At 72.6% G+C, this 18,747-nt stretch carries 21 protein-coding genes; 7 read left to right on the forward strand and 14 right to left on the reverse strand.

From position 1 onward, the window contains the following. Positions 1 to 603: 603 nt before the first annotated feature. On the reverse strand, positions 604 to 1,506 hold the full coding sequence (locus tag ACFWZ5_RS32340) for a phytoene/squalene synthase family protein (protein WP_384790793.1): 903 nt from the start codon (positions 1,504 to 1,506) through the stop codon (positions 604 to 606). Between the two features lie 99 nt (positions 1,507 to 1,605). After that, on the reverse strand, positions 1,606 to 1,728 hold the full coding sequence (locus ACFWZ5_RS32345) for a hypothetical protein (protein ID WP_384790790.1): 123 nt from the start codon (positions 1,726 to 1,728) through the stop codon (positions 1,606 to 1,608). A gap of 62 nt (positions 1,729 to 1,790) precedes the next feature. Here ACFWZ5_RS32345 and ACFWZ5_RS32350 point away from each other — a divergent pair, with 62 nt between their 5' ends. Next, the gene (locus ACFWZ5_RS32350; RefSeq protein WP_384790787.1) at positions 1,791 to 2,474 is read left to right on the forward strand and encodes a helix-turn-helix transcriptional regulator; all 684 of its coding nucleotides are present in this window, start codon (positions 1,791 to 1,793) and stop codon (positions 2,472 to 2,474) included. 87 nt (positions 2,475 to 2,561) lie between these two features. On the opposite strand, the gene ACFWZ5_RS32355 is transcribed toward ACFWZ5_RS32350, so the two are convergent. From ACFWZ5_RS32355 to ACFWZ5_RS32370, 4 genes are all read right to left on the reverse strand, one after another. Next, positions 2,562 to 3,362, reverse strand: coding sequence for a GNAT family N-acetyltransferase (locus ACFWZ5_RS32355; RefSeq protein WP_384790784.1), 801 nt, complete (start codon positions 3,360 to 3,362; stop codon positions 2,562 to 2,564). Between the two features lie 71 nt (positions 3,363 to 3,433). Then, positions 3,434 to 4,960: an amino acid permease gene (locus ACFWZ5_RS32360; RefSeq protein ID WP_384790781.1), complete on the reverse strand. Its 1,527-nt coding sequence runs from the start codon at positions 4,958 to 4,960 to the stop codon at positions 3,434 to 3,436. Between the two features lie 121 nt (positions 4,961 to 5,081). Continuing rightward, positions 5,082 to 6,098, reverse strand: a complete 1,017-nt coding sequence (locus ACFWZ5_RS32365; protein WP_384790778.1) for a hypothetical protein — start codon at positions 6,096 to 6,098, stop codon at positions 5,082 to 5,084. Between the two features lie 736 nt (positions 6,099 to 6,834). After that, positions 6,835 to 7,473: a TetR/AcrR family transcriptional regulator gene (locus ACFWZ5_RS32370; protein ID WP_384790775.1), complete on the reverse strand. Its 639-nt coding sequence runs from the start codon at positions 7,471 to 7,473 to the stop codon at positions 6,835 to 6,837. A 68-nt stretch (positions 7,474 to 7,541) separates the two neighbouring features. On the opposite strand from ACFWZ5_RS32370, the gene ACFWZ5_RS32375 reads away from it, so the two are divergent. Then, positions 7,542 to 8,477, forward strand: a complete 936-nt coding sequence (locus ACFWZ5_RS32375) for a zinc-binding dehydrogenase (protein ID WP_384790772.1) — start codon at positions 7,542 to 7,544, stop codon at positions 8,475 to 8,477. A gap of 276 nt (positions 8,478 to 8,753) precedes the next feature. Then, positions 8,754 to 9,404: a hypothetical protein gene (locus tag ACFWZ5_RS32380; protein WP_384790770.1), complete on the forward strand. Its 651-nt coding sequence runs from the start codon at positions 8,754 to 8,756 to the stop codon at positions 9,402 to 9,404. On the opposite strand, the gene ACFWZ5_RS32385 is transcribed toward ACFWZ5_RS32380, so the two are convergent. Further along, positions 9,391 to 10,116, reverse strand: a complete 726-nt coding sequence (locus tag ACFWZ5_RS32385) for a transporter substrate-binding domain-containing protein (RefSeq protein WP_384790767.1) — start codon at positions 10,114 to 10,116, stop codon at positions 9,391 to 9,393. The genes ACFWZ5_RS32380 and ACFWZ5_RS32385 overlap by 14 nt on opposite strands. Before the next feature lie 86 nt (positions 10,117 to 10,202). Here ACFWZ5_RS32385 and ACFWZ5_RS32390 point away from each other — a divergent pair, with 86 nt between their 5' ends. Further along, positions 10,203 to 10,658 (forward strand): NUDIX domain-containing protein, encoded by a 456-nt coding sequence (locus ACFWZ5_RS32390; RefSeq protein ID WP_384790763.1) that lies wholly within the window; start codon positions 10,203 to 10,205, stop codon positions 10,656 to 10,658. Between the two features lie 122 nt (positions 10,659 to 10,780). Then, positions 10,781 to 11,320, forward strand: coding sequence for a GNAT family N-acetyltransferase (locus ACFWZ5_RS32395; protein ID WP_384790760.1), 540 nt, complete (start codon positions 10,781 to 10,783; stop codon positions 11,318 to 11,320). 33 nt (positions 11,321 to 11,353) lie between these two features. Here ACFWZ5_RS32395 and ACFWZ5_RS32400 read toward each other — a convergent pair whose 3' ends face one another. Next, positions 11,354 to 11,824, reverse strand: a complete 471-nt coding sequence (locus tag ACFWZ5_RS32400; RefSeq protein ID WP_384790757.1) for an NUDIX domain-containing protein — start codon at positions 11,822 to 11,824, stop codon at positions 11,354 to 11,356. 76 nt (positions 11,825 to 11,900) lie between these two features. After that, entirely contained in the window at positions 11,901 to 12,062 is a 162-nt protein-coding gene (locus ACFWZ5_RS32405) for a hypothetical protein (protein ID WP_384891630.1), read from the reverse strand. On the opposite strand from ACFWZ5_RS32405, the gene ACFWZ5_RS32410 reads away from it, so the two are divergent. Beyond that, positions 12,001 to 12,444 carry a hypothetical protein gene (locus tag ACFWZ5_RS32410; protein ID WP_384790755.1) on the forward strand — a complete coding sequence of 148 codons (444 nt, stop codon included), beginning with the start codon at positions 12,001 to 12,003 and terminating at the stop codon, positions 12,442 to 12,444. The genes ACFWZ5_RS32405 and ACFWZ5_RS32410 overlap by 62 nt on opposite strands. Here ACFWZ5_RS32410 and ACFWZ5_RS32415 read toward each other — a convergent pair. The 4 genes from ACFWZ5_RS32415 to ACFWZ5_RS32430 form a co-directional block, all read right to left on the reverse strand. Further along, positions 12,344 to 12,568: a hypothetical protein gene (locus tag ACFWZ5_RS32415; protein ID WP_384790821.1), complete on the reverse strand. Its 225-nt coding sequence runs from the start codon at positions 12,566 to 12,568 to the stop codon at positions 12,344 to 12,346. The genes ACFWZ5_RS32410 and ACFWZ5_RS32415 overlap by 101 nt on opposite strands. Before the next feature lie 168 nt (positions 12,569 to 12,736). Then, complete coding sequence (locus ACFWZ5_RS32420; RefSeq protein ID WP_384790752.1) at positions 12,737 to 13,219, reverse strand: hypothetical protein; 483 nt, start codon at positions 13,217 to 13,219, stop codon at positions 12,737 to 12,739. Positions 13,220 to 13,512: 293 nt separating this feature from the next. Next, the gene (locus ACFWZ5_RS32425; RefSeq protein WP_384790749.1) at positions 13,513 to 15,105 is read right to left on the reverse strand and encodes a hypothetical protein; all 1,593 of its coding nucleotides are present in this window, start codon (positions 15,103 to 15,105) and stop codon (positions 13,513 to 13,515) included. A 156-nt stretch (positions 15,106 to 15,261) separates the two neighbouring features. Then, entirely contained in the window at positions 15,262 to 15,888 is a 627-nt protein-coding gene (locus ACFWZ5_RS32430; protein ID WP_384790746.1) for a hypothetical protein, read from the reverse strand. A gap of 330 nt (positions 15,889 to 16,218) precedes the next feature. Between ACFWZ5_RS32430 and ACFWZ5_RS32435 the strand changes: the two genes are divergently transcribed. Further along, positions 16,219 to 17,169 carry an esterase/lipase family protein gene (locus tag ACFWZ5_RS32435; RefSeq protein WP_384790743.1) on the forward strand — a complete coding sequence of 317 codons (951 nt, stop codon included), beginning with the start codon at positions 16,219 to 16,221 and terminating at the stop codon, positions 17,167 to 17,169. Positions 17,170 to 17,242: 73 nt separating this feature from the next. On the opposite strand, the gene ACFWZ5_RS32440 is transcribed toward ACFWZ5_RS32435, so the two are convergent. Beyond that, the gene (locus ACFWZ5_RS32440) at positions 17,243 to 18,712 is read right to left on the reverse strand and encodes an MFS transporter (protein WP_384790740.1); all 1,470 of its coding nucleotides are present in this window, start codon (positions 18,710 to 18,712) and stop codon (positions 17,243 to 17,245) included. Positions 18,713 to 18,747: the final 35 nt, after the last annotated feature.

Raw genomic sequence — 18,747 nt, forward strand, 5'->3', positions numbered from 1 at the left:
CCCCGCGCACAGGCGGGGCAGGCGCCGGAAGGGGCAAGCCCTACAGGAAGGCGATCGAGGACGCCCGGTCGTTCATGGCGTCCCCGACGTAGGAGGCCGACTGCTGGTACTCCTGGCGGGTCCCGCCCGTGCCGGGGGAGTCCCACAGCTCCATCCAGCACGACACCGTGGTCGAGGAAGAGGACACTGGACGCGTGCGGTGCTCGCGCTCACTGCGGCGCGTACGGCCGCAGGCATGTCACGGATCGTCCGCAGCCGGCGTCGGCTCCCTCGCGGCCTTCTCGCGACGGAGGGGCCGACTCGGGCTGCTCGGACATTTCTGCACCGGGCGATGTTGGCCGGGCGTGCCCGTCAGTACGCGGAAACTGACCGAGCATGACCGCTCTCGCGCGCACCGCCGGGCGGGCCGACAGGCCCGGACGACACCGCACAACCCGCCCCGCCCGCCCGGCACACAGCAAAGCCCGTTTCCTGCCCGGGTTAGACCCACCACCATCACCGTCCGGCGACACCCGGGACGGGCGGCTCACCCGGGTCGCCAACCCGGCGATCCGGGACCGCGACCGCGCGCTCTGTGGGGCGGCCCGCCCTGCGCGGTGGCGGTCAGGTCCGGCGCCAGTACTCGCGGGCCAGCAGACGCAGGGCCGCCGGGACGGAGGCGCGCGCCGGGGAGCGCAGGAGCTGTGCGCCCTTGAGCGTTGCGGCGTCGGCCGTCAGTTCCTCCATCCCGATGAGCGCCCTTCCCATCGGGCGGTGGGCCTGGGGCAGGTGCGCGACCAGCGCGTAGCTCTGGGCGAGAGTGGCCCGTGCCGTGCGGATCAACTCCTCCAGCAGGAGGCGCACTTGCTCGCAGTCCTTGCGCGCGGCGAGGTCGGCACGGGTCACCCGGTGCCGCGCCAGCGTCTGCGCGGGGATGTTCAGCCGTCCTGCCCGCAGGTCCTCGGCCACGTCGGTGACGAAGTCCAGGCGCTGGCTGCCGTCGATGAACTGACGGCAGGCGCCGCGGTAGCCGGCCTCGTCCGCGCCGGGCGCCAGCAGACCGGCCACGACCATGAACGCGGGCAGGGAGTAGGCGTCGATGTAGCGCTGATAGTCCTCCTCCCCGTCGAACCCGGAGAACTCGAGGTCCACCCGCCCGGCGCCGAGGAACGCGTCGATGTCACGCTCCAGGCGGGGAAACGCCGCACACGTGTGCAGCAGCGGGCGCAGCACGGGGTGCTCGCTGTGCCGGGCGGCCAGCGCCTCGCGCACCGACTTCTCCCACCGGTCATAGGCGGCGGCCCGCTCCTTCAGCGGCCCTTGCCGGTCGAGGACGGTGTCGGTGTGGTGCATGAAGACGGTCGCGGCGATCACATGCGGGACCACGGCCCGGGGCAGCAGCAGCCGGACGGCCAGATACTGGTGGCGCCGGTAGCGCGAGACCACACGGCGCAGGCGGGTGAAGTCCGCGCGCAGCCGGGGACTGTCGATGCCCGCCGCGCTCAGCGTGGCCTGCCACGAATTCATCGCACTCCTCGGGTTCCCGGACGGTGACTGCCCACCAGTAAACAATCTTGTCCCCGGGATCAAAGGATCCGGTGAATCCGGACTCGACCGCGGCCGGGGTCACTTGGGCGGGAGCTCGGCGGTGACGTCCATCGCCCACGCCAGCCAGCCGTCCAGGACGTCGTCGTCCAGGGTCTCCTCCGCCAGCAGGACCCAGCCTCGCTGTTCCTTGCCGCGGATCACCAGGGGCGCGGTGCCGGGGCGGGCCAGGGCCTGGTCTCGGGCCGCCCGGAGGGGGGGCGGCTGTGGCCGAGCTGGAACAGGTACTGCCCGCCCGGCTGCGCCACCAGGTCGCCACCATCCAGGCCGCCACCGCTCCGCTCCCGCTGCCCTGGAGCACCGGCCCCCGGGCCGATCCCACCGTCCTGGCCACCCTGGCCGCCGCCTGCCGCGACCACGAGATCACCACCTTCACCTACCGCACCAGCGGCGGCGAGAGCGGCCCGCGCCGCGTGGAGCCGCACGCCCTGGTCGCGGCCGACCCGGTCTGGTACCTCGTCGCCTACGACACCGGCCACGACGAGTGGCGCCTGTTCCGCGTGGACCGGCTCACCGACCCCGCCCCCACCGGCCACCGCGGCACGCCCCGCGCGCTGCCTGCCCCCGACGCGGCCGCCTACGTCGCCAAGCGTCTGGCCGCCGCCCCCGCCCGCTACACCTTCCGCGCCACCGTCCCCGCCGACGCCGAAACGGTGCGGGCCCGCACCTGGTCCCTGCCCGGCCGCGTCCAGGCGGTCGACGAGGCCACCAGCACCCTCGACCTGGCCGCCGACAACCCCCACCGCATCGCCGAACAGCTCCTCGGCATCGACCTCGGCCCCCACAGCACCATCCGCGGCACCCGCGAACTCGCCCCGCACCTGGAGCAGTTGGGCCACCGCCTGCTGCACGCCGCCCGCGCCCTCACCGAACAGGACGAGAAGGGCTGAGAGGCGGACAGAGAGGCAGGCAGAAAGAGTTGCGCGTGCCAGCGGGGCCGTCGCTGCGCCCCGCAGACGCGGGCCCGCCCCGTCGGCTCACTCCTTCAGGCGGTAGAAGTGGATGGGGGAGTTCGGGGTGAAACCGATGCGCGGGTACACGGGGGCCCCGGCGGCGGTCGCGTGCAGCGTGGCGCGGGTCAGCCCGGTGGCCCGCGCGCCCTCGTACAGCGCTTTGCGCGTGACCGCCTCGCCGTAGCCCCTGCGCTGCCACTGCGGGTCGGTGGCGACGAAGGCGACGAACAGGCGCCCCTGCGCTGCGACCGTGGCGGCGCACGCCACCGCGACGTCGCCGCGCAGGCCCAGGTAGGCGTGCATCTCGCTCTTCCAGTACGCGGATCCGGCCAGGCCGTCGCGGCCCTCCTCCAGGGGGAGGTCGTAGGCGCGGGACTGGAGGTCCGCGTAGGCGCGCAGCTGCTCGTCGGTGCGTACCCGTACGAAGGTTAGGTCGGGGTGGACCGGGTCGGGCAGGGGCGGCAGGTCCGCGGCCATGCCCCGGCCGGGGAAGGCGTACTGCAGGCCGGCCTGCTCGGCCGCTGCCTCCAGCGTGGTGCGGGCCTCGTCGTCGAGGAGGTCCTCGAAGAGCCACAACAGGCCCGGGTGCTGCTTGGCCCGCATGATGTCGGCCGCCTGGCCCAGGCGCCGGGCGAGCAGAGCGGGGTCTGTTCCCTGTTCGGTCAGGGTGAGGCAGTTGTAGAACGTGAATCGGCAGTCGGCCCAGCGCACGGCGATGCCGGGCAGGTCGCGCACATCCGCGTCCGGGTCGCGGTCGAGCACCAGGGCACGCCAGGCCACGGTGAGCTGCTGTGCGGATTCGAGGGACTGCGTGAGGCCGGTCACCGTACTCCCGGGGATCGTTGAGGGTGTTGAGGGTGTTGAGGGTGTTGGGGGTGTTGAGGGTGTTGCCGTCATCAGATGATGCCTTCGAACTGCTTGTCCTCGGCGGGGGAGTTCGAGCGGGGCACGTGGTAGGCGCTGCGTCCGAAGCGCCGCCACAGGGCGGCGATGAGGAAGGCCACCACGACGGCGACGGGGGTGTAGTTGAAGGTGGTGGCGGTGACCGGCCTGGTCTGCGGCAGCAGGAACAGCACCGTGACCGCACCCGCCCACAGCACCGCCACCCAGCCGATGGGCCGGCTCCAGCGGCCCAGGTTCCAGGGCCCGGGGGTGAACCGGTCGCCGTGCAGCAGGCGCAGCAGCACCGGGATGGCGTAGGCCGAGGTGAATCCCACCACCGAGATGGCGGTCACCGCCGTGAACGCCGCGGTGGAGGACAGCGACGGCAGCGCGAGCAGGAAGGCCACGGCGACCGCGAGCCAGACCGCGTTGGCGGGAATCGCGGTGCGGCGGCTGACCTTCTTCCAGTGCGCCGATCCGGGCAGGGCGCCGTCCCGGGCGAAGGCGTAGATCATCCGGCTGGCGCTGGCGGTCACGGTGTAGCCGCACAGGAACTGGGCCACGATGATCACCAGGAGCAGGGCCTTGGCCGCCGCCTGGCCCAGCGCGTCCAGCAGGATCTGCGCCACGGGGACACCGGTCGGGCCGGCCAGCGTCGCGGCGTAGTCCTGGATGGCGAACAGCAGCGTGGCCAGCAGGATGCCGCCGGCGATCCAGGACACCGTCACCGAGCGGAAGATGCCGCGGGCCGCGGCGACGGAGGCGTGGTTGGTCTCCTCGCTCAGGTGGGCCGAGGTGTCGTAGCCGGCCAGCGCGAAGACCGGCAGCAGCATGCCGAGCAGGACCACGTACACCGGGGCGCTCCAGCCGGTGTTGTTGGTGAACTCCGAGAAGACGAAGCCGGCCGACTGGTGGTGGGAGGGCACGAGCGCCAGGGCGCCGATGATGACGACGGCCCCGGCCAGGTGCCACCAGGCGCTCAGGGAGGTGAGGATGTTCATCAGCCGGGTGCCGAAGAGGTTCAGCACCGCGTGCAGCGCGAGGATGACCGCGTACAGGGCGAGCAGGGAGCCCGGGGTCGGCGTGTAGTCGAACTGCAGGTTCATCCACGCGGCGGTGAACGTCGCGATGCCGTAGTCCTGGGCGGCGATCCCGCCCAGCAGGCCCAGGAGGTTGAGCCAGCCGGTGTACCAGCTCCACCGCTCGCCCCCGAGCTGGCGGGCCATGTAGTACAGGCCACCGCTGGTGGGGTAGCGGGAGGTGATCTCGGCCAGGGCCGCGGCCAGGCACAGCACCAGCGGCCCCACGGCGAGCCACCCCCACATGATGACCGCGGGGCCTCCCGAGTTCAGGCCGTAGCCGAAGAGCAGCAGGGTCCCCGACATGATCGAGATGACCGACAGGGAGGCGGAGAAATTGCCGAACGCCCCCATCCGGCGGTGCAGTTGCTGGGTGTAGCCCAGCGATTGGAGGATGCGCGCGTCCTCCCCGTCGTCGTGGACCGCATGCGGCCGCTGGCGCCGTGCTCTTGTCGAAGTCATGGATTTCTCCGCACAGGAAAGCTGAAGGAGCTGAAGGAGCGGACAGAGGGGCGTGCAGGCGGGGACTGCCGGGCCGCCGGCGGGGGAGGGGGCGGCGCCCGCCGCGGGGCCAGGCGGGCGCTCACGGGTGTTCTCCGGTGCGCCGCGGGCGGGATCTGCGGCAGGCGTCGCGGTCCTCCTCGAATGCCCTGCGCCACTGGCCTGTTGGGTGCCGGGCGTCGTACTGCCACGGGGCGGGCGTGGCGAAGTCCCCGATGGCGTCGAACACCTCCGTGGCCCACTGGGCGAAGCCGCCCCGGGCCAGGGCGTAGGCGAGGTAGTTGAGGTCCAGCTGGGAACTGGTGGCCGGATCGCACTTGCGGAACCAGCCCTCGAACGCCTTCGTGACGGCCCGGGTGGTGTCCTCCCTGGTCCACAGCAGGTTCAGCGTGACCTCGGCGCCGCTGTCGCGCCGCTCCCGGTGCTCGTGCACCCGGGCGTACAGGGGCAGCAGGAGCAGCGGCGAGTCGGGCGGCGCGAAGGAGACCGCCCAGCGGGCGAAGTCCGTCGCGACCGCCTGGCGGCCCGCCGGGCCCGGGCGGGCCTGGAGCGCCTGGGACATGCGGTGCCAGGCCTCGCGGTTGAACGGATCGCGCCGGTGCACTTCGCCGAGCAGGCCCCACGGCCCGGGCGGCAGCAGATACTCATGGGGCGGAGGGGCCGTGTGATGCTCCGGGTGGTGTGCGGTGGTGTCCGTTTCGGCCAGGGCCAGACGGCAGATCCAGGGCACCGCGTCGTGGGGATTGCCCTCGCTCGCCCGGTGGCAGGCCTGCCGGGCCCGGTCCGCCAGCTTCTCCACGTCCCGGGCCTGCGGGGAGTCGTGCGCCCAGTGCCTGCGGTGGGCCTGCAGGACCCGTTCGGTGGCGACTCTGGCGTACATCACCCGGGCCGCGAGGCTTTCGGGTTCCTCCTCCAGCCACAGCTCCACCACGTTGGTCTGCGCGGCGACGACCCCCAGCACCTGCGTACGGGACGTCCACTGCGGCCAGTTGCCCGTGCGGGCCAGCACCTGTCGCATCTGCATCCAGTAGCCCGCCTGGATGTCGTGGACCGCCGCATCGAGGTCGGTGTCACGGCCGGCCGGGTTCGAACTCGCCATCAGCGCCCCTTCCGGCCGTCCCGGCACCGGGCCGGGACGGCGGGCGCCGGAACTGCCGGAGCCGGCGGAGCGGTCGGGGCCGCCCAGGGGCCGCTGCCGTCACCGCCGCGGCCCGCCGGGTGATGTGAGCACGACACCGCACGGTGTGCGCTGGCGGCCATAGGCGAAGGACCCCTCGGGCAGTCGGGACGGGGCGGCACGGTGGTGCACGGGGCGGCGGCGTGGGCTGGCGGGCAGGCCGGAACCGGCCGCCGGCGCAACCCCCGGCCGACGGCTGTCGCTCTTGGCCGGTAGCGCATGCCTGACAGGTACTTAAGTGCCTGGAGAGGCGCATGACCAGAGAATCCCCAAAATTGTCCGATCACTCGGCTGCGGATTTCGGCCATGGGGCGGGCGGGCGCCGGCCTCGGTGACCGGGACCGCCGGCCGTGGCGTCCGGGCGGTGCGCCGCGGTACTCGGAGGATGCGTCGCTGTACTCGGAGGGTGCACGGCCGCGGACCGGGCGCCCGCGGCCGCGTGCTCACGGGCGTGTGCGACAGGGCCGCCGCCCCGGGCGCAGGCGGGCGGACCCCGGGTGACCTGGTCCTGTCCCGCGTTCGGCGCAGGGTGCGACGGCCCGCCCATCGGGGGCGGCACCGGCCCTCGCGCCGCGGCGGGCGGACGGCGGAACGCGGGCCGGAGCAGCCGTGTACGGTCCGGCGCTGCCGTACGCGGCCGCTCAGCCGTCCGGTCCGCTCAGCCGTCCTGGGCTGCCAGCGCCGCGACCGCGGGGATCGCCGCGAAGGCTTGGCGCATGTGCCCGACGAGGGCCGGGCGGTCCTGCCGTGCGGCCTCCGACGAGGTCCACGCCTCCAGCGCGCACTGCCAGGCGGCGAGCATGAGGCCGAGCAGCAGGCGCAGTTCGGTGGGGCCGGGGGAGCGGTCGGCCAGCCGGTCCGCGATGGTCCGTAGGGCGTTCGCGGAGACCTCCGAGCAGTGGCGCAGGCTGTGGGCGGTCAGCGCGGGGGTGCGGTCGGCCAGGCTGCGGCTGGCCAGGAAGCGCTGCTCCCAACCGTCCGTCATCTGCTCCACCGCCGCGAACAGCGCGTCCGTGTACGCGCCGAGCAGGCGCTCGCCGGACAGGGGCCGGGTCTGGATGTCCGCGAGGTAGGCGGCCCACAGTTCCTTCTCCGGGGCCAGGGCCACGTCTTCCTTCGAGGTGAACGTGCGGAAGAAGGTGCGCTTGGAGACCTCCACCGCATCGACGATCTCGTCCAGCGTGACCGCGGTGAAGTCCCGCGCGGTGAACAGCTCCAGGGCCGTGTCGACCAGGGCTTGACGGGTCCGCAGCTTCTTGCGCTCACGCAGCGGCAGTTCCTTGGGGTCCTTCTGCACAGACCGAAGCCTACCAGCCGCGTTTGCCTCTTGTGAGCTTATGCCACTCAGTGGCACTATCTCTCGTCGTGAAAGCACTGACAATTGATCACTCAGCCCTGGGACACCTTGCGCTCGCCGAGGTCGCCGATCCCGAACCCGCCTCCCACCAGGCCCTGATCCAGGTCCACTCGTTCTCCCTCAACTCCGGCGAGGTCCACCATGTGCTCCCCGAGGGCGAAGCCGGCACGGTGCCCGGCTGGGACGCCGCGGGCGTGGTGGTCAGGGCGGCCGCGGACGGCTCCGGTCCCGCGGCCGGCACCCCCGTCGTCACCCTGGGGACCGAGGGCGCCTGGGCCGAACTGCGCGCCGTGGACACCGAGTTCATCGGCACCGTGCCCCAGGGGGCCGACCTCGGCCCGATCAGCGCCCTGCCGGTGGCGGCGGGCACGGCCCTGCGCGCCCTGCACCGCGTCGGCCCGATCCTGGGGCGGCGCGTCCTGGTGACCGGCGCGGGCGGCGGCGTGGGCCGCTTCGCCCTGCAGCTCGCGGCCCGGGGCGGCGCCCATGTCACCGCAGTGACCAGCGATCCGGCGAAGGCGGACGCACTGCGCGCCCTCGGCGCCGACGAGATCGTCGCCGACCTGGCCGCGCTCGAACACCTGGAACCGGTCCACGGCGTGGTCGAACTGGTCGGCGGCGCCCACCTGGTCGCCGCACACGGCGCCCTGGCCGAGAACGGCGTCCTGGTCGCCGCGGGGCACATCTCCGGCGACGGCGAGCAGTTCCCCTTCGGAGCCCTCTTCGGCAACGACCGTCGCCACAACCGCCAGATCGCCACCTTCTACCTGCTGGACGATGCCGCAGGCCTGGCCGCCGACCTCACCTGGCTCGCCGCACTCACCGCCCGCGGCGAGCTGGACCCGCAAGTCGCCCTGCGCACCGACTGGACGCAGGCGGCGCAGGCGGCCGCCGAACTGGCGGGCCGCCGGGTGCCGGGCAAGGCCGTCCTCGACATCCGCTAGCCCGCACCGGCGTCACCATCGCCGCAGGACCGCCGGCCGCGGACCCGTCGCCCGGCCGGTGCCCGGCGCGGTGACGGCCGAGGGGCCCCGCCCGCGGAACCCAGGTGTGCACATCCGGCGTACCAGGTGAGCACCACGTCGAGACTCAGGCTCCCCCCGTCAAGTGTCCCTACATTGATGGCCACTTGAAGCGGCAGCGGAGGGTGCGGATGAGGCTCGGCAGGCGCAGGGCGGGGCTCATCGGTGTCGTGTACCTCCTGCTGACGGTGGCCGGGCTTGCGGCAACGGTGCTGCTGGCCGGGCGCCACCACTGGGCCACGGCCGTGGCCGCGTACGCAGCTGCGCTGGCACCCCGGCCGGCTCGCGGCCGCACTCGCCTACGCGCTCACCGTCGGACTCGCGGTCGGACTCGCCTTCAAGCCCGTGCAGGGGCTCGCCTTCGGGCTCGCGGCCGCGCTCTTCGGGCTCTCGTCGCACAAGCCCGACCTGGCCGTCACGATCGGCCCCGTCACGCTCTTCGCCCTGGACCGGCGGATCTTCCTGGTGTCCGCACTCGCGTCCGCGCTCACGCTCGGGTTCGTGTTCGGCCTCACGGGCGAGCCCACGGGCGGGCTCCCGCTCGTCGAGCTGGCGGCCGCGCTCACCTTCGGCCTCCTGGTCGGGCTCGCGGTCGGGCTCATGCCCGGGCCGGGCGCCGCCGCGTGGCCCGACTACGCGGCGGCCAGGGCCTGCCTGGCGATGCGCGGCAAGACCCCGTGGAACCTGATGGCCTTCCTCCAGGACGCGCACCGGCGCGGCGTGCTGCGCCAGGCAGGCGCGGTCTACCAGTTCCGCCACCTCGACCTGCAACACCACCTCACCCGGCAACCCGCACCCTATGGTCACGCGGGCCCGGTCGGCCTCCGGGCCGGCGTCACACCGCGCTAGGGGCGGCCAGCGCCGGGTCCTGCCCGGAGTCGCGCAGCGCCCCGGCGACGAACCCGGACGCCACCAGCTCGCTCACAAGGTCACTGAGGAACCGCGCGGCCTTCGGGCCCCGTTCCTTCGTGGTGCCCATGGCCTGCCGGATCGTCATGAACGCGGGCTCCAGCAGGCGCAGTCCGGCCCGCTGGGCCACGTGCGCGGTCAGCGGCTGGCGGATGCCGGCCGCCACGTCCAGGCCCTCGGCGTGGAAGACGCCGACGCCCTCCTCGCCGCGCACCACGGTGGCGTGCCGCAGGGTGCGGCTCAGGTAGAGGTCGTACGCGGACCCCTTCTTGACGCCGACGCGCACCCCTTCGCGGTCCACATCGCCGGCCGCGGCGAACGCCGAGTCCACCGGTGCCGCGTACACGCCCTCGATGTGCACGTACGGCGCACTGAAGGCGACGTCCTTCTCGCGGTCCGGATCCACGGCCAGGAAACACAGGTCGGCGCGGCCCTCGGCCATCGCGGCATACGACTTGCGGGCCGCGTCGAAGCAGAGGAACCGCACCGGCAGGGCCAGACGCGCACCGACTTCGCGGGCGAGCGCGACCGTGACCCCGGAGGGCTCCTCGGGGGTGCCCTGGGCGAGAACGGGATTGCCGAGGTTGATGGAGGCACGCAGCACTCCGGTCGGGGCCAGGTCGTGCGCGAGCTCTGCGTCCATGGGTGTCATGGCCCGAGCCTAGGACCTGCTGCGGAGGCCCGATCTTGAGGGCGTTAGGGTTCCGCCTGACAAGGTCCGGTGCAAGGGGGGGACCGGTGAACCCTCAGGTGGGAACCCGCATTTCGGCGTACGCGATCGCCGTGCAGGACGACCGGCTGCTGCTGGCCCGGCTGTCGGACGCTTCGCCCGTCTTCCTGCCGGGGCTGTGGCATCTGCCCGGCGGGGGCATCGATCCGGGCGAACAGCCCGTCGAGGCGCTGGCCCGCGAACTCCTGGAGGAAACGGGCCTTGAACTGACCCAGGCGCACCTGCTCGACGCCAGGACGTACTCGGCCCGCAGAAACGGCGTGAGCTGGAGCCTGACGGCCCTGTTCTACGCCGTGGCCCTCGGAGAAGGGGCGCCGGCGGTGACCGAGGCCGGCGGCTCCACCGAGGCAGCCGCCTGGATCCCGCTGGCCGACGTGCGGGACGAAACAGCACTGTCGCCACCGGCCGGGGACGCACTGGGCATGCTGGACCGCGCCCGGACGGCGTTCACAGCCACTCACTGAGGACTGCGCTCGGGCGCGGTCGCCTCCGTCGGGGACGGCCGCTGTGCCTCGTAGGTTCAGGGCGGATGGGCTGATCTCCGCGCGTCTTGATCGGCACCGGCTCTGTTGATTGGCTGGCCGGTATGACTGACCTGGGACCCGTCGCCTGGCCGCCTGCCCCGATCAGGACCGAGAGGCTTGTGCTCCGTGAGCCCGAGGCCCGGGACCGTGCGGCGTTCGTCGAACTGCTGGCCTCGCCCGAGGTGCACACCTATCTCGGCGGTCCCCGGCCGCGTGCCGAGCTCGAGCGCGCGCTGCCCGAGGTGCCCGAGCGGTGGCCCGGGAGTTTCGTCGTCGACCTCGACGGGGCGATGATCGGCCAGATCCTGCTCAGGAGAGCACCAGGGCACCATCGTCCGGCCGCCGCGGGCAAGGCCGACCTCGGCTACCTGTTCCTGCCGCGAGCCTGGGGGGCGGGGTACGCCGCCGAGGCGTGCGCGGCGGCACTCGACTGGTTCGACGCCGTCCTTCCCGGTGAGCCGGTGGTGCTCGCCACCCAGACCGCCAACGTCGCCTCGCTGCGCCTCGCGGCCAAGCTGGGGTTCGCCGAGGTGGAGCGGTTCCAGGCCTGGGACGCCGAGCAGTGGCTCGGCCGGCGGCCCCCGCCCACGCCGCCTGCTTGAGGTCGTGCCGGGCGGTTTCCGCCGGCGGCTTGATCACCGGCTGCCGCCCGTGCCGGTGGTCCAGCGCGGGTCGATGCGGCCCAGCCATGTGTCCTGGTCGTCGGCCAGCGCTCGCGTCAGGGGAAGCGGCAGGAACCGGCAGGCGAAGGTGAGGCCGGCGTCCTCGCCGTCGCCGCGGACGTGGTGCGTCCACGCATCGGGGGTGCCTGCGGGCGCCTGGAGGTGGAAGAAGGCCGTCCGTCGTGGCTGTCCGCTTTCGGGGTGGGGCTTGTCCTCCACGGCGATCTGCCGGACCACCGCGGCGGTCAGCAGACCGGTTTCCTCGGCGACCTCCCGAAGAACCGCTTCCCTCAGTCCTTCCCTCAGTCCTTCGCTCGATGCGACTCCTCCTGCCGGGATCTGAGTACCGGCCCCCGGCATGCCGACGTGGTCGAACACCAGCAGCTCGGCCACGTCGTGCTGCCGGATCACGTAGGCAGCGACACGGATTCCGGGGCGGGTCATCCCGGCATTGTCCGTCAGCACGCCGTCCCTCAGCAGCCGTTCGTGAGCGCCGGTGGGGCCCCGACAGCGCGTGACGTCAGGCGGACCGGCCGACGTCGTCGAAGTCGGTGGAGGCCGACACCTCCGCCCACGCCCGCAGGTCGCTGCCGCACCGCGAGCGGAACCTGGTGCGGTTCATGTTCTGCGACGAGACCGCCCGCTCGCTGTACACCCACGGGGACACCCACGCCCGGGACATCGTCGCCTCGCTGCGGCGCGACGCCGGCCGCCACCCCCACGACCCGCTCCTTGCCGAACTCGTCGGCGAACTCTCCCCCACCGATGAGGACTTCCGCCGCTGGTGGGTCGGCCAGAACGTGTACCGGCACACACACGGCAGCAAACACTTCCACCACCCCGTCGCCGGCCCGCTCACCCTCAACTATGAGTCCCTCACCCTGCCCGGCGACAACGCCAGGAGCGCAAGCACCCCTCCGGCCCGCGCGAAGCGGCCGGCACGCGAGGCCCTGCTCGGTGACGTCAGGCGGCGCGGGTGTAGTGGTCGGTGTGGCGGGCGGCGGTTGTGGTGCGCTGGGCGGTCGGGCGGGCCTGGGCTGCTTCGCGGCCGAGCGCCCGGGTGAGCGCCGGGCCGAGTGTCCGGCGGCGCGGGGTGGCGGCCTTGAGTGCTTCTCGGACGAGGCGGTGGTGGGCGGCCTGCTGGGCGAGTTCGGCGGTGCGGAGCTGGTGGAGTTCGTAGTCGAACATTTTCGTGTCCCCCTGGGGTGTTGGTGTCTGGCTCTGTGCGATGACTCCACTTTCGTTGCCCAGGGGGGTGCCGTGCATCGGGAAGGTTCCGCATCTTCCAGCAGGGTGGGGGCCTTAGGTGTGAGGAGGTGCCTTAGCCCGCCCACCACCTCGGAGAGCCACGGCTGGTCAGGTCGCCTGCTGCGCCGCGCGGTGCAGATGCTTGACCATCCAGAACTCCGCGACCCTTTCGCCCTCGCCGGTCATGGCCGTGGTCAGGAAGTTGATGATGTCCGGGAGGCGCTCTGCCGGGGTGGGCAGGTGGGCGGCGACGCACCACGAGAGGACGTCGAAGACGAGGGCCTGGCGGAAGGCGAGGTGGGAGGGGCGCTCCCACTCGGGTTCAAAGTCCTCGGCCTCCGCGGCCCGCAGGGCGCGGGACCGGGAGAGCCCCCGGTCGTGCGCGGCACAGAGCTCCTCTCGCAGCCGCTCGCGCGCGGCGGCGCATCCGCCCCACCAGGGCGGGCCCCAGGCCCGCCAGGTAGCTGATGAAGGGCTTCCGCTCGAGCAGCGGCGAGTTGACGAGCCCCTGCCCCAGCAGGTACTCCGGCACCGGCGTGATCGCCACGGCGCGGTGCGGGCCGCGGACCCGGGCCTCGCCGAACCGGACACCACTCGCGCGCTCGACAGCCGCCACCCCCGCGCCCCACAAGCAGGCATCGTCGTTCAGGCTCACACCCTGCAGCAGAGGATGAGACCGGACCGGTCGGGGTCGCCGCCCTAAGTCGGTGAGGAACTCGTCAAGTTGCCGGGGTGAGGTCATGCGGGGATTGTCGCCGCCGCCACTGACAGCCCCGTCCCCGCGGCGGTCGCTGCGGCCCCGGCCACGTGGCCCGGCACGGCGCGAGCCCGGCGGCCCCGCCGGATGGATTCCGGCGGGGCCGCCTCGTCCGCGGTGGCCGCCGCTAGCGGACGTCGACGTAGTCCTCGGTGCCGTGGTCCGCGTAGTGGGTCGGGGCCGTGTCCGTGTACCGCATCTGCCAGGTGCCGTCCTGCTTCGCGGTGAACTTCCTGCTGAACGTGCCGTCGCTGAGCGTCTTGGTGCTGCCCAGCTCCTTCCACGCGGAACCGGCCGTCCTGGCCTTGAACCAGACGCGGATCTTCTGCCCGGCGTACGGCCGCCAGGTGGCGCCCGACTTCTGCATCAGGCCGCCCTTGGCGGTGAGCGTCGAGCCCTTGCGCACGCCCTCGGGCGAGACGCCGTCGTTCCAGATCTTCGTGTACTTGCGCCCCAGCTTGACGCCGTCACTGTCCACGCCCGCGTTGACGATGCGCAGGCGCCACTGGGAGCCCGAGTCCGCCTTCTTCGGCGAGGACGCGGTGAAGGAGGTGCCGTAGGCGGCGTCGAAGGTGCCGGTGCTCGTCCAGGACCCGCCCGTGGGGCGGTGGTCGATGGAGATCGTCGCCTTGGTGCCCGCCGGGTACGTGCCCTCCGTGACGCCGAGCTTGCCGGTGAAGGTGACCTTGCGGTACTTGTCCACCGTGCCCTTGACGTCCGACAGCGTGCTCGTCCGGGAGGGCCTGGCCACCGTGAAGGAGTGCGGGGCCGGCGCGGTGAACCAGTTCGACTCGGTCGGGCGGACCCGCACCTGCCCGCTCTGCTTGACGATGTACCCGGTGGACAGGACGCCGTCCTGGCCGCTCGCGGCGGTGGTGTCGGTGCTGGAGCCGGCGCCGATCCGCACCTCCTTGGCGACGGGCTTCTCGGTGCCGTCGTCCGCGATACGGGTGAGCTTGCCCCGGACGGGGATCTCACTGCCGTAGGGGGCGGTGACCGTGCCCGTGGGGGTGTCCACCGTGAGCTTCAGTTCCTGCTTGCGGAAGGGCAGGTCCAGCGACTCGTACTGCTGGTCAAACATGTACTCGAACTTGGTGGTGGCGGCGGAACTGTACTCGTCGTAGTACCTGGTGGTGGTGAAACGCCCCGCGTCGTTCGTCCACACCCACCCCTCGCCGTGGACCTCGCGGGCGCGGTAGTAGATGCCCACCCCGGCGAACGGCTTGACCTCGTGGGTCTTGGGGTCCTCGGCCACCAGGGATCCGGACACCTTGGCGGTGGGGTTGTCGTAGGAGACCCACGGGTGCTTGCTGCTGAGGGTCAGCTTGGGGTTGAGGCCGTAGTTGAGGAAGCCGGTCGAGCGCTGGACGACCTCGTTCGGCTGCCCTTCCCTGGCCACGACGTCGATCACATAGGCGCCCATGGCGGGCAGGGTGACCGGCTCGGACCGGAAGGTGTCCTCGTAGCAGTCGCTCGTGGCGGGGCACGTGTCGGTGCCTTCGAGGCGGACGCTGGCGAGGACCTCGGACCTGTTCTTCTCGTGGATCTTGAGCGTGACGTCCTCCGGGCGGAAACGGGAGGACATGTGCTCGTAGGAGGCGTAGATCTTGCCGCCCTCCTGCACCGTCTCCGTGCGGCCGCGGGCGTCACCGTCACCCGCGTGCGCCGCGGGCACGGCGATCAGCGTGGCAGAGGAGGCCACGAGGCTCGTGGCCAGCACTGCCGTCAACTTCTTCAAAGCTCCCCCATCGGGTGGTGCCGTTGTGTCGCGCGTTCGACCTGCGGGACAGGGGAATGGTTGTACGGACAACTAACCGCATATGTCTCCGTGGCCCCGCCGCGGCCGCCGCCTCTACGGACGGCCCGTCCCCCCGCCTCAGCCGCGCAGGGGGAGCCCGCGGCGCCCCGTACCCGCCACCGCCTCGGCGACCCGGCCGGCCAGATCGCCCCACGGACGCGGCGCGATGACCGGCACGCCAACTGCCCGCGCCCGCGCGGCGAGCCGCCGCCCGTACAGCACGCTGGCGCGGGCACGGTGGCGCTGCGGTCCGGCCTCCGGCTCCCGGCGCAGGTAGTTGGCCGTCACCTGGGCCTCGTCGTCCTCGTGGAGGAAGACGGCGCGGACCGGGCCTGCGGGCGTCGCCGCCGCGGGCAGCACGTAGTCCCCCTCCAGGATCACCGGGGTGTCGGTGCCCACATGGTTGGCCACCACCGCCTCGATGGCCGGTGCCAGCGCCTGGGCGATCGCGATCTGCCGCTGTGCCACCGACTCGGGCGCCTGACGGGCCGCCTCCGGATGGGTGCGCCAGAAGTGCACCTCCGGCAGGTGCTCGGGCAGCGTCACCGCGAGCAGGGCCTCCACGATGTCGTCGACCTCCACGACCGGGACGCCGTACCGTCGCGCCAACGCCCGGCTGACACCGGTTTTCCCCATCCCCGAGGCACCCCCGACGACGAGCACCCGCCACTCGGGAACGCCCCGCACCTGATCTCTGTCGTTCACGCGGGAAGAGTAACCGGGGCCCGAGGAGCACACGCTGACAGATCCGTCGCACGGTCAGGGTGCTGTGCGGGCGGCCCCACCCGCCCCTTCGAGGTTTGCGTTTGCCTCCCTTCAGAACCTCCCGCCCCGCGTGCATACTGAGGCCCGGAAGGTCACCGGGGGACACGGGGCCGACGGTCCGGGATCCTCCTCGGGCCGTACCAGGGCCGCGGCCTGACGGTGCGTCATTCGGTGGGGGAGTGCCGGAGGAGGACACCCGAGGTTCTCCTCGGCCGGCACTCAGGGGAAACAGCGCGCGTTGCCCGAGGTCCGCACTTCTCAGGAGCCGTCTTGCCCATACTCAAGTACGTCACCGCCGTCTGTGCCGCCGCGGCGACGGTCCTGGCCACCTCCCCGTCCGCGGCGGCGGAGACCGGCCCCGAGCGGGACAACTTCCTTCCCGCCCTCGGCCATTCCATCCTCCACCCCGACGTCGATCCGCCGGGCGCCAACGACTGGAACTGCCGCCCCGGCGCCGCCCACCCGCGTCCGGTCGTCCTGGTGCACGGCACCTTCGAGAACCGCTACAACAACTGGGCCCGGATCTCCCCCCAGTTGAAGGCCCAGGGCTACTGCGTCTACGCCCTCGACTACGGCGACACCGACGACGCCGCAGCGGGTCTCGCCCCCGCCGTCAAGGGGTACGGAGACATCAAGGAGTCCTCCAAGGAGCTGGCCGCCTTCGTGGACAAGGTGCGCGCGGCCAGCGGCTCCGGCCAGGTGGACCTGGTCGGCCACTCCCAGGGCGGGATCCTGGCCCGCTGGTATCTCAAGGCCGACGGCGGCGCGAACCCGGCCGACCCCGCCAAGAACAAGGTCAAGAAGGTCGTCCAGCTCGCCGCGACCAACCACGGCACCACCCTCAGCGGCATCGAGACCCTCGCCGACAAGCTCCACATCCTGGGACTGGGGGAGAAGTCCTTCGGGAAGGCGAGCGTCCAGCAGTACGAGAAGTCCGCCTTCATCAAGGAGCTCAACGCCGACGGCGACACCGTTCCCGGGGTCGAGTACACCGTGATCGGCACGAAGTACGACGAGATCAGCACCCCCTGGCAGAACACGTTCATGACGGCGGGCCCCGGCGCCACGGTGCAGAACATCACCTTGCAGCAGGGCTGCCCCGTCGACCTCTCCGCCCATCTGAGCCTGTCGTACAGCCCGCGCGCGATCGGACTGGTCAAACGGGCCCTGGACCCCTTGGCCCCGGCGGCTCCCTGCGTACCGAGGGCGCCCGCCTTCTGATTCCGGCCCGCAGGCCCGCGGCGGCCTCCGGCGGGACGTCTCCCGGCCGGGGCCGGTGCAGGCCGGTGTCGCGTCAACGGCTGTTCGCGGACGGCTCGTCCGCGGTGGTGACCGCACCTGGGCCGGTGGCACGCCGCGGCGCCGCGGAGTCTTCCGCCGGCGTGGACCGCGTCAGCCACAGGCCGGTGCACACGGCGGTGGCCAACGTGACGGCTCCGGCGGTGAGGAAGGCGCTGTTGAGGCCGGTCCCGAAGGAGGCGCCGCCGGATTGCCGGGCGCGGACGACGGCCCCGAGCACCGCCACGCCGAGCACCGCGCCGATCTGCCGGGTGGTGCTGCTGATGCCGGACGCGAGGCCGCCTTCCTGCGGGCTGACGGCTTGGATGGCGGCTCCCGTCAGCGGGGACATGGTCAGCGCGAAGCCGGTGCCGACGACTGCCAGGCGCCACCACACGTTCCCGTAGCCGGTGTCGGCGTGCACCGTGCCGAGCGCAAGCAGGCCCAGGCCGGCCAGGGCCAGGCCGGTGGTCACCACGACGCGGAAGCCGTACCGGGCGGCGAGCCGGCCCGCGTACGGGCTGACGAACACCATGGCCAGGGAGGTGGGCAGGGTCTGCAACCCGGCGCGCAGGATCGAGCTGCCCTGGACGTACACGAAGAACTGGGAGAAGAAGAACGACGAACCCATGAGCGCGAACCCCACCACGACCATGGCGGTGTTGGACACGGTGAGCAGCCGCTGCCGGAACAGCCGCAGCGGCAGCATCGGGGCGGGGCGACGCGCTTCGACGGCGACAAAGGCGGCCAGGAGGACCACCGCGGCGGTGAAGCTGCCCAGGATCACCGGCGACGTCCAGCCGCGGGCACCGCCCTCGATCAGCCCGTAGGTCAGCACCCCCACCCCCAGCACGGACAGCACCGTCCCCGGGACGTCGATCGCGGGGGCGCTCGGGTTGCGGGTCTCTTCGAGGCTGCGCAGACCGACCAGCACCAGGGCCACGCCGACGGGCAGGTTGACCAGGAAGATGGCGGGCCAGCCGAAGGCGTCCGTCAGCACGCCGCCGGCCACGGGGCCCGCGGCCAGGCCGATTCCGCTGAATCCGGCCCACAGCCCGATCGCCTTGACCCGTTCCTGCGGCACGGGATACGCGGCGACGAGCAGGGCCAGCGAGGCGGGGCTCAGCGCCGCGGCCCCGATGCCCTGCAGCACCCGGCCGGCGACCAGCCAGCCGACCGAGGGCGCGAGGCTGCACAGCACCGACGCGGCGGTGAACACCGCCACGCCGGTCAGGTACACCCGCTTGCGGCCGAAGCGGTCGGCGAAGACACCGCCGGACAGCAGCAGCATGGCGACCAGCAGGACGTACGCGTCGACGATCCACTGCAGACCGGTCAGCTCGGTGTGCAGCCGGTGCTGCATATCGGGCAGCGCCGCTCCCACGATCGTGTTGTCGAGCAGGACCATGAACTGGCCCAGGCAGGTCACCGCGAGCAGTACGGCCCGGTTCGGGCCACTGCCCACGGCCGCAGGCGATGCGGCCATGAGGATTCCTCTCCACCGTTGATTGCGCCTCTCCC

This window comes from Streptomyces sp. NPDC059003, assembly GCF_042740445.1.
Lineage (GTDB): Bacteria > Actinomycetota > Actinomycetes > Streptomycetales > Streptomycetaceae > Streptomyces.

Excerpts from the sequence above, each read along its gene's own strand:
- ACFWZ5_RS32340 (WP_384790793.1), bottom strand. The coding sequence starts at position 1,506 with ATGAATTCGTGGCAGGCCACGCTGAGCGCGGCGGGCATCGACAGTCCC.
- ACFWZ5_RS32360 (WP_384790781.1), bottom strand. The coding sequence starts at position 4,960 with ATGACTTCGACAAGAGCACGGCGCCAGCGGCCGCATGCGGTCCACGAC.
- ACFWZ5_RS32365 (WP_384790778.1), bottom strand. The coding sequence starts at position 6,098 with ATGGCGAGTTCGAACCCGGCCGGCCGTGACACCGACCTCGATGCGGCG.
- ACFWZ5_RS32385 (WP_384790767.1), bottom strand. The coding sequence starts at position 10,116 with ATGACACCCATGGACGCAGAGCTCGCGCACGACCTGGCCCCGACCGGA.
- ACFWZ5_RS32395 (WP_384790760.1), top strand. The coding sequence starts at position 10,781 with ATGACTGACCTGGGACCCGTCGCCTGGCCGCCTGCCCCGATCAGGACC.
- ACFWZ5_RS32400 (WP_384790757.1), bottom strand. The coding sequence starts at position 11,824 with ATGACCCGCCCCGGAATCCGTGTCGCTGCCTACGTGATCCGGCAGCAC.
- ACFWZ5_RS32410 (WP_384790755.1), top strand. The coding sequence starts at position 12,001 with ATGTTCTGCGACGAGACCGCCCGCTCGCTGTACACCCACGGGGACACC.
- ACFWZ5_RS32405 (WP_384891630.1), bottom strand. The coding sequence starts at position 12,062 with ATGTCCCGGGCGTGGGTGTCCCCGTGGGTGTACAGCGAGCGGGCGGTC.
- ACFWZ5_RS32415 (WP_384790821.1), bottom strand. The coding sequence starts at position 12,568 with ATGTTCGACTACGAACTCCACCAGCTCCGCACCGCCGAACTCGCCCAG.
- ACFWZ5_RS32440 (WP_384790740.1), bottom strand. The coding sequence starts at position 18,712 with ATGGCCGCATCGCCTGCGGCCGTGGGCAGTGGCCCGAACCGGGCCGTA.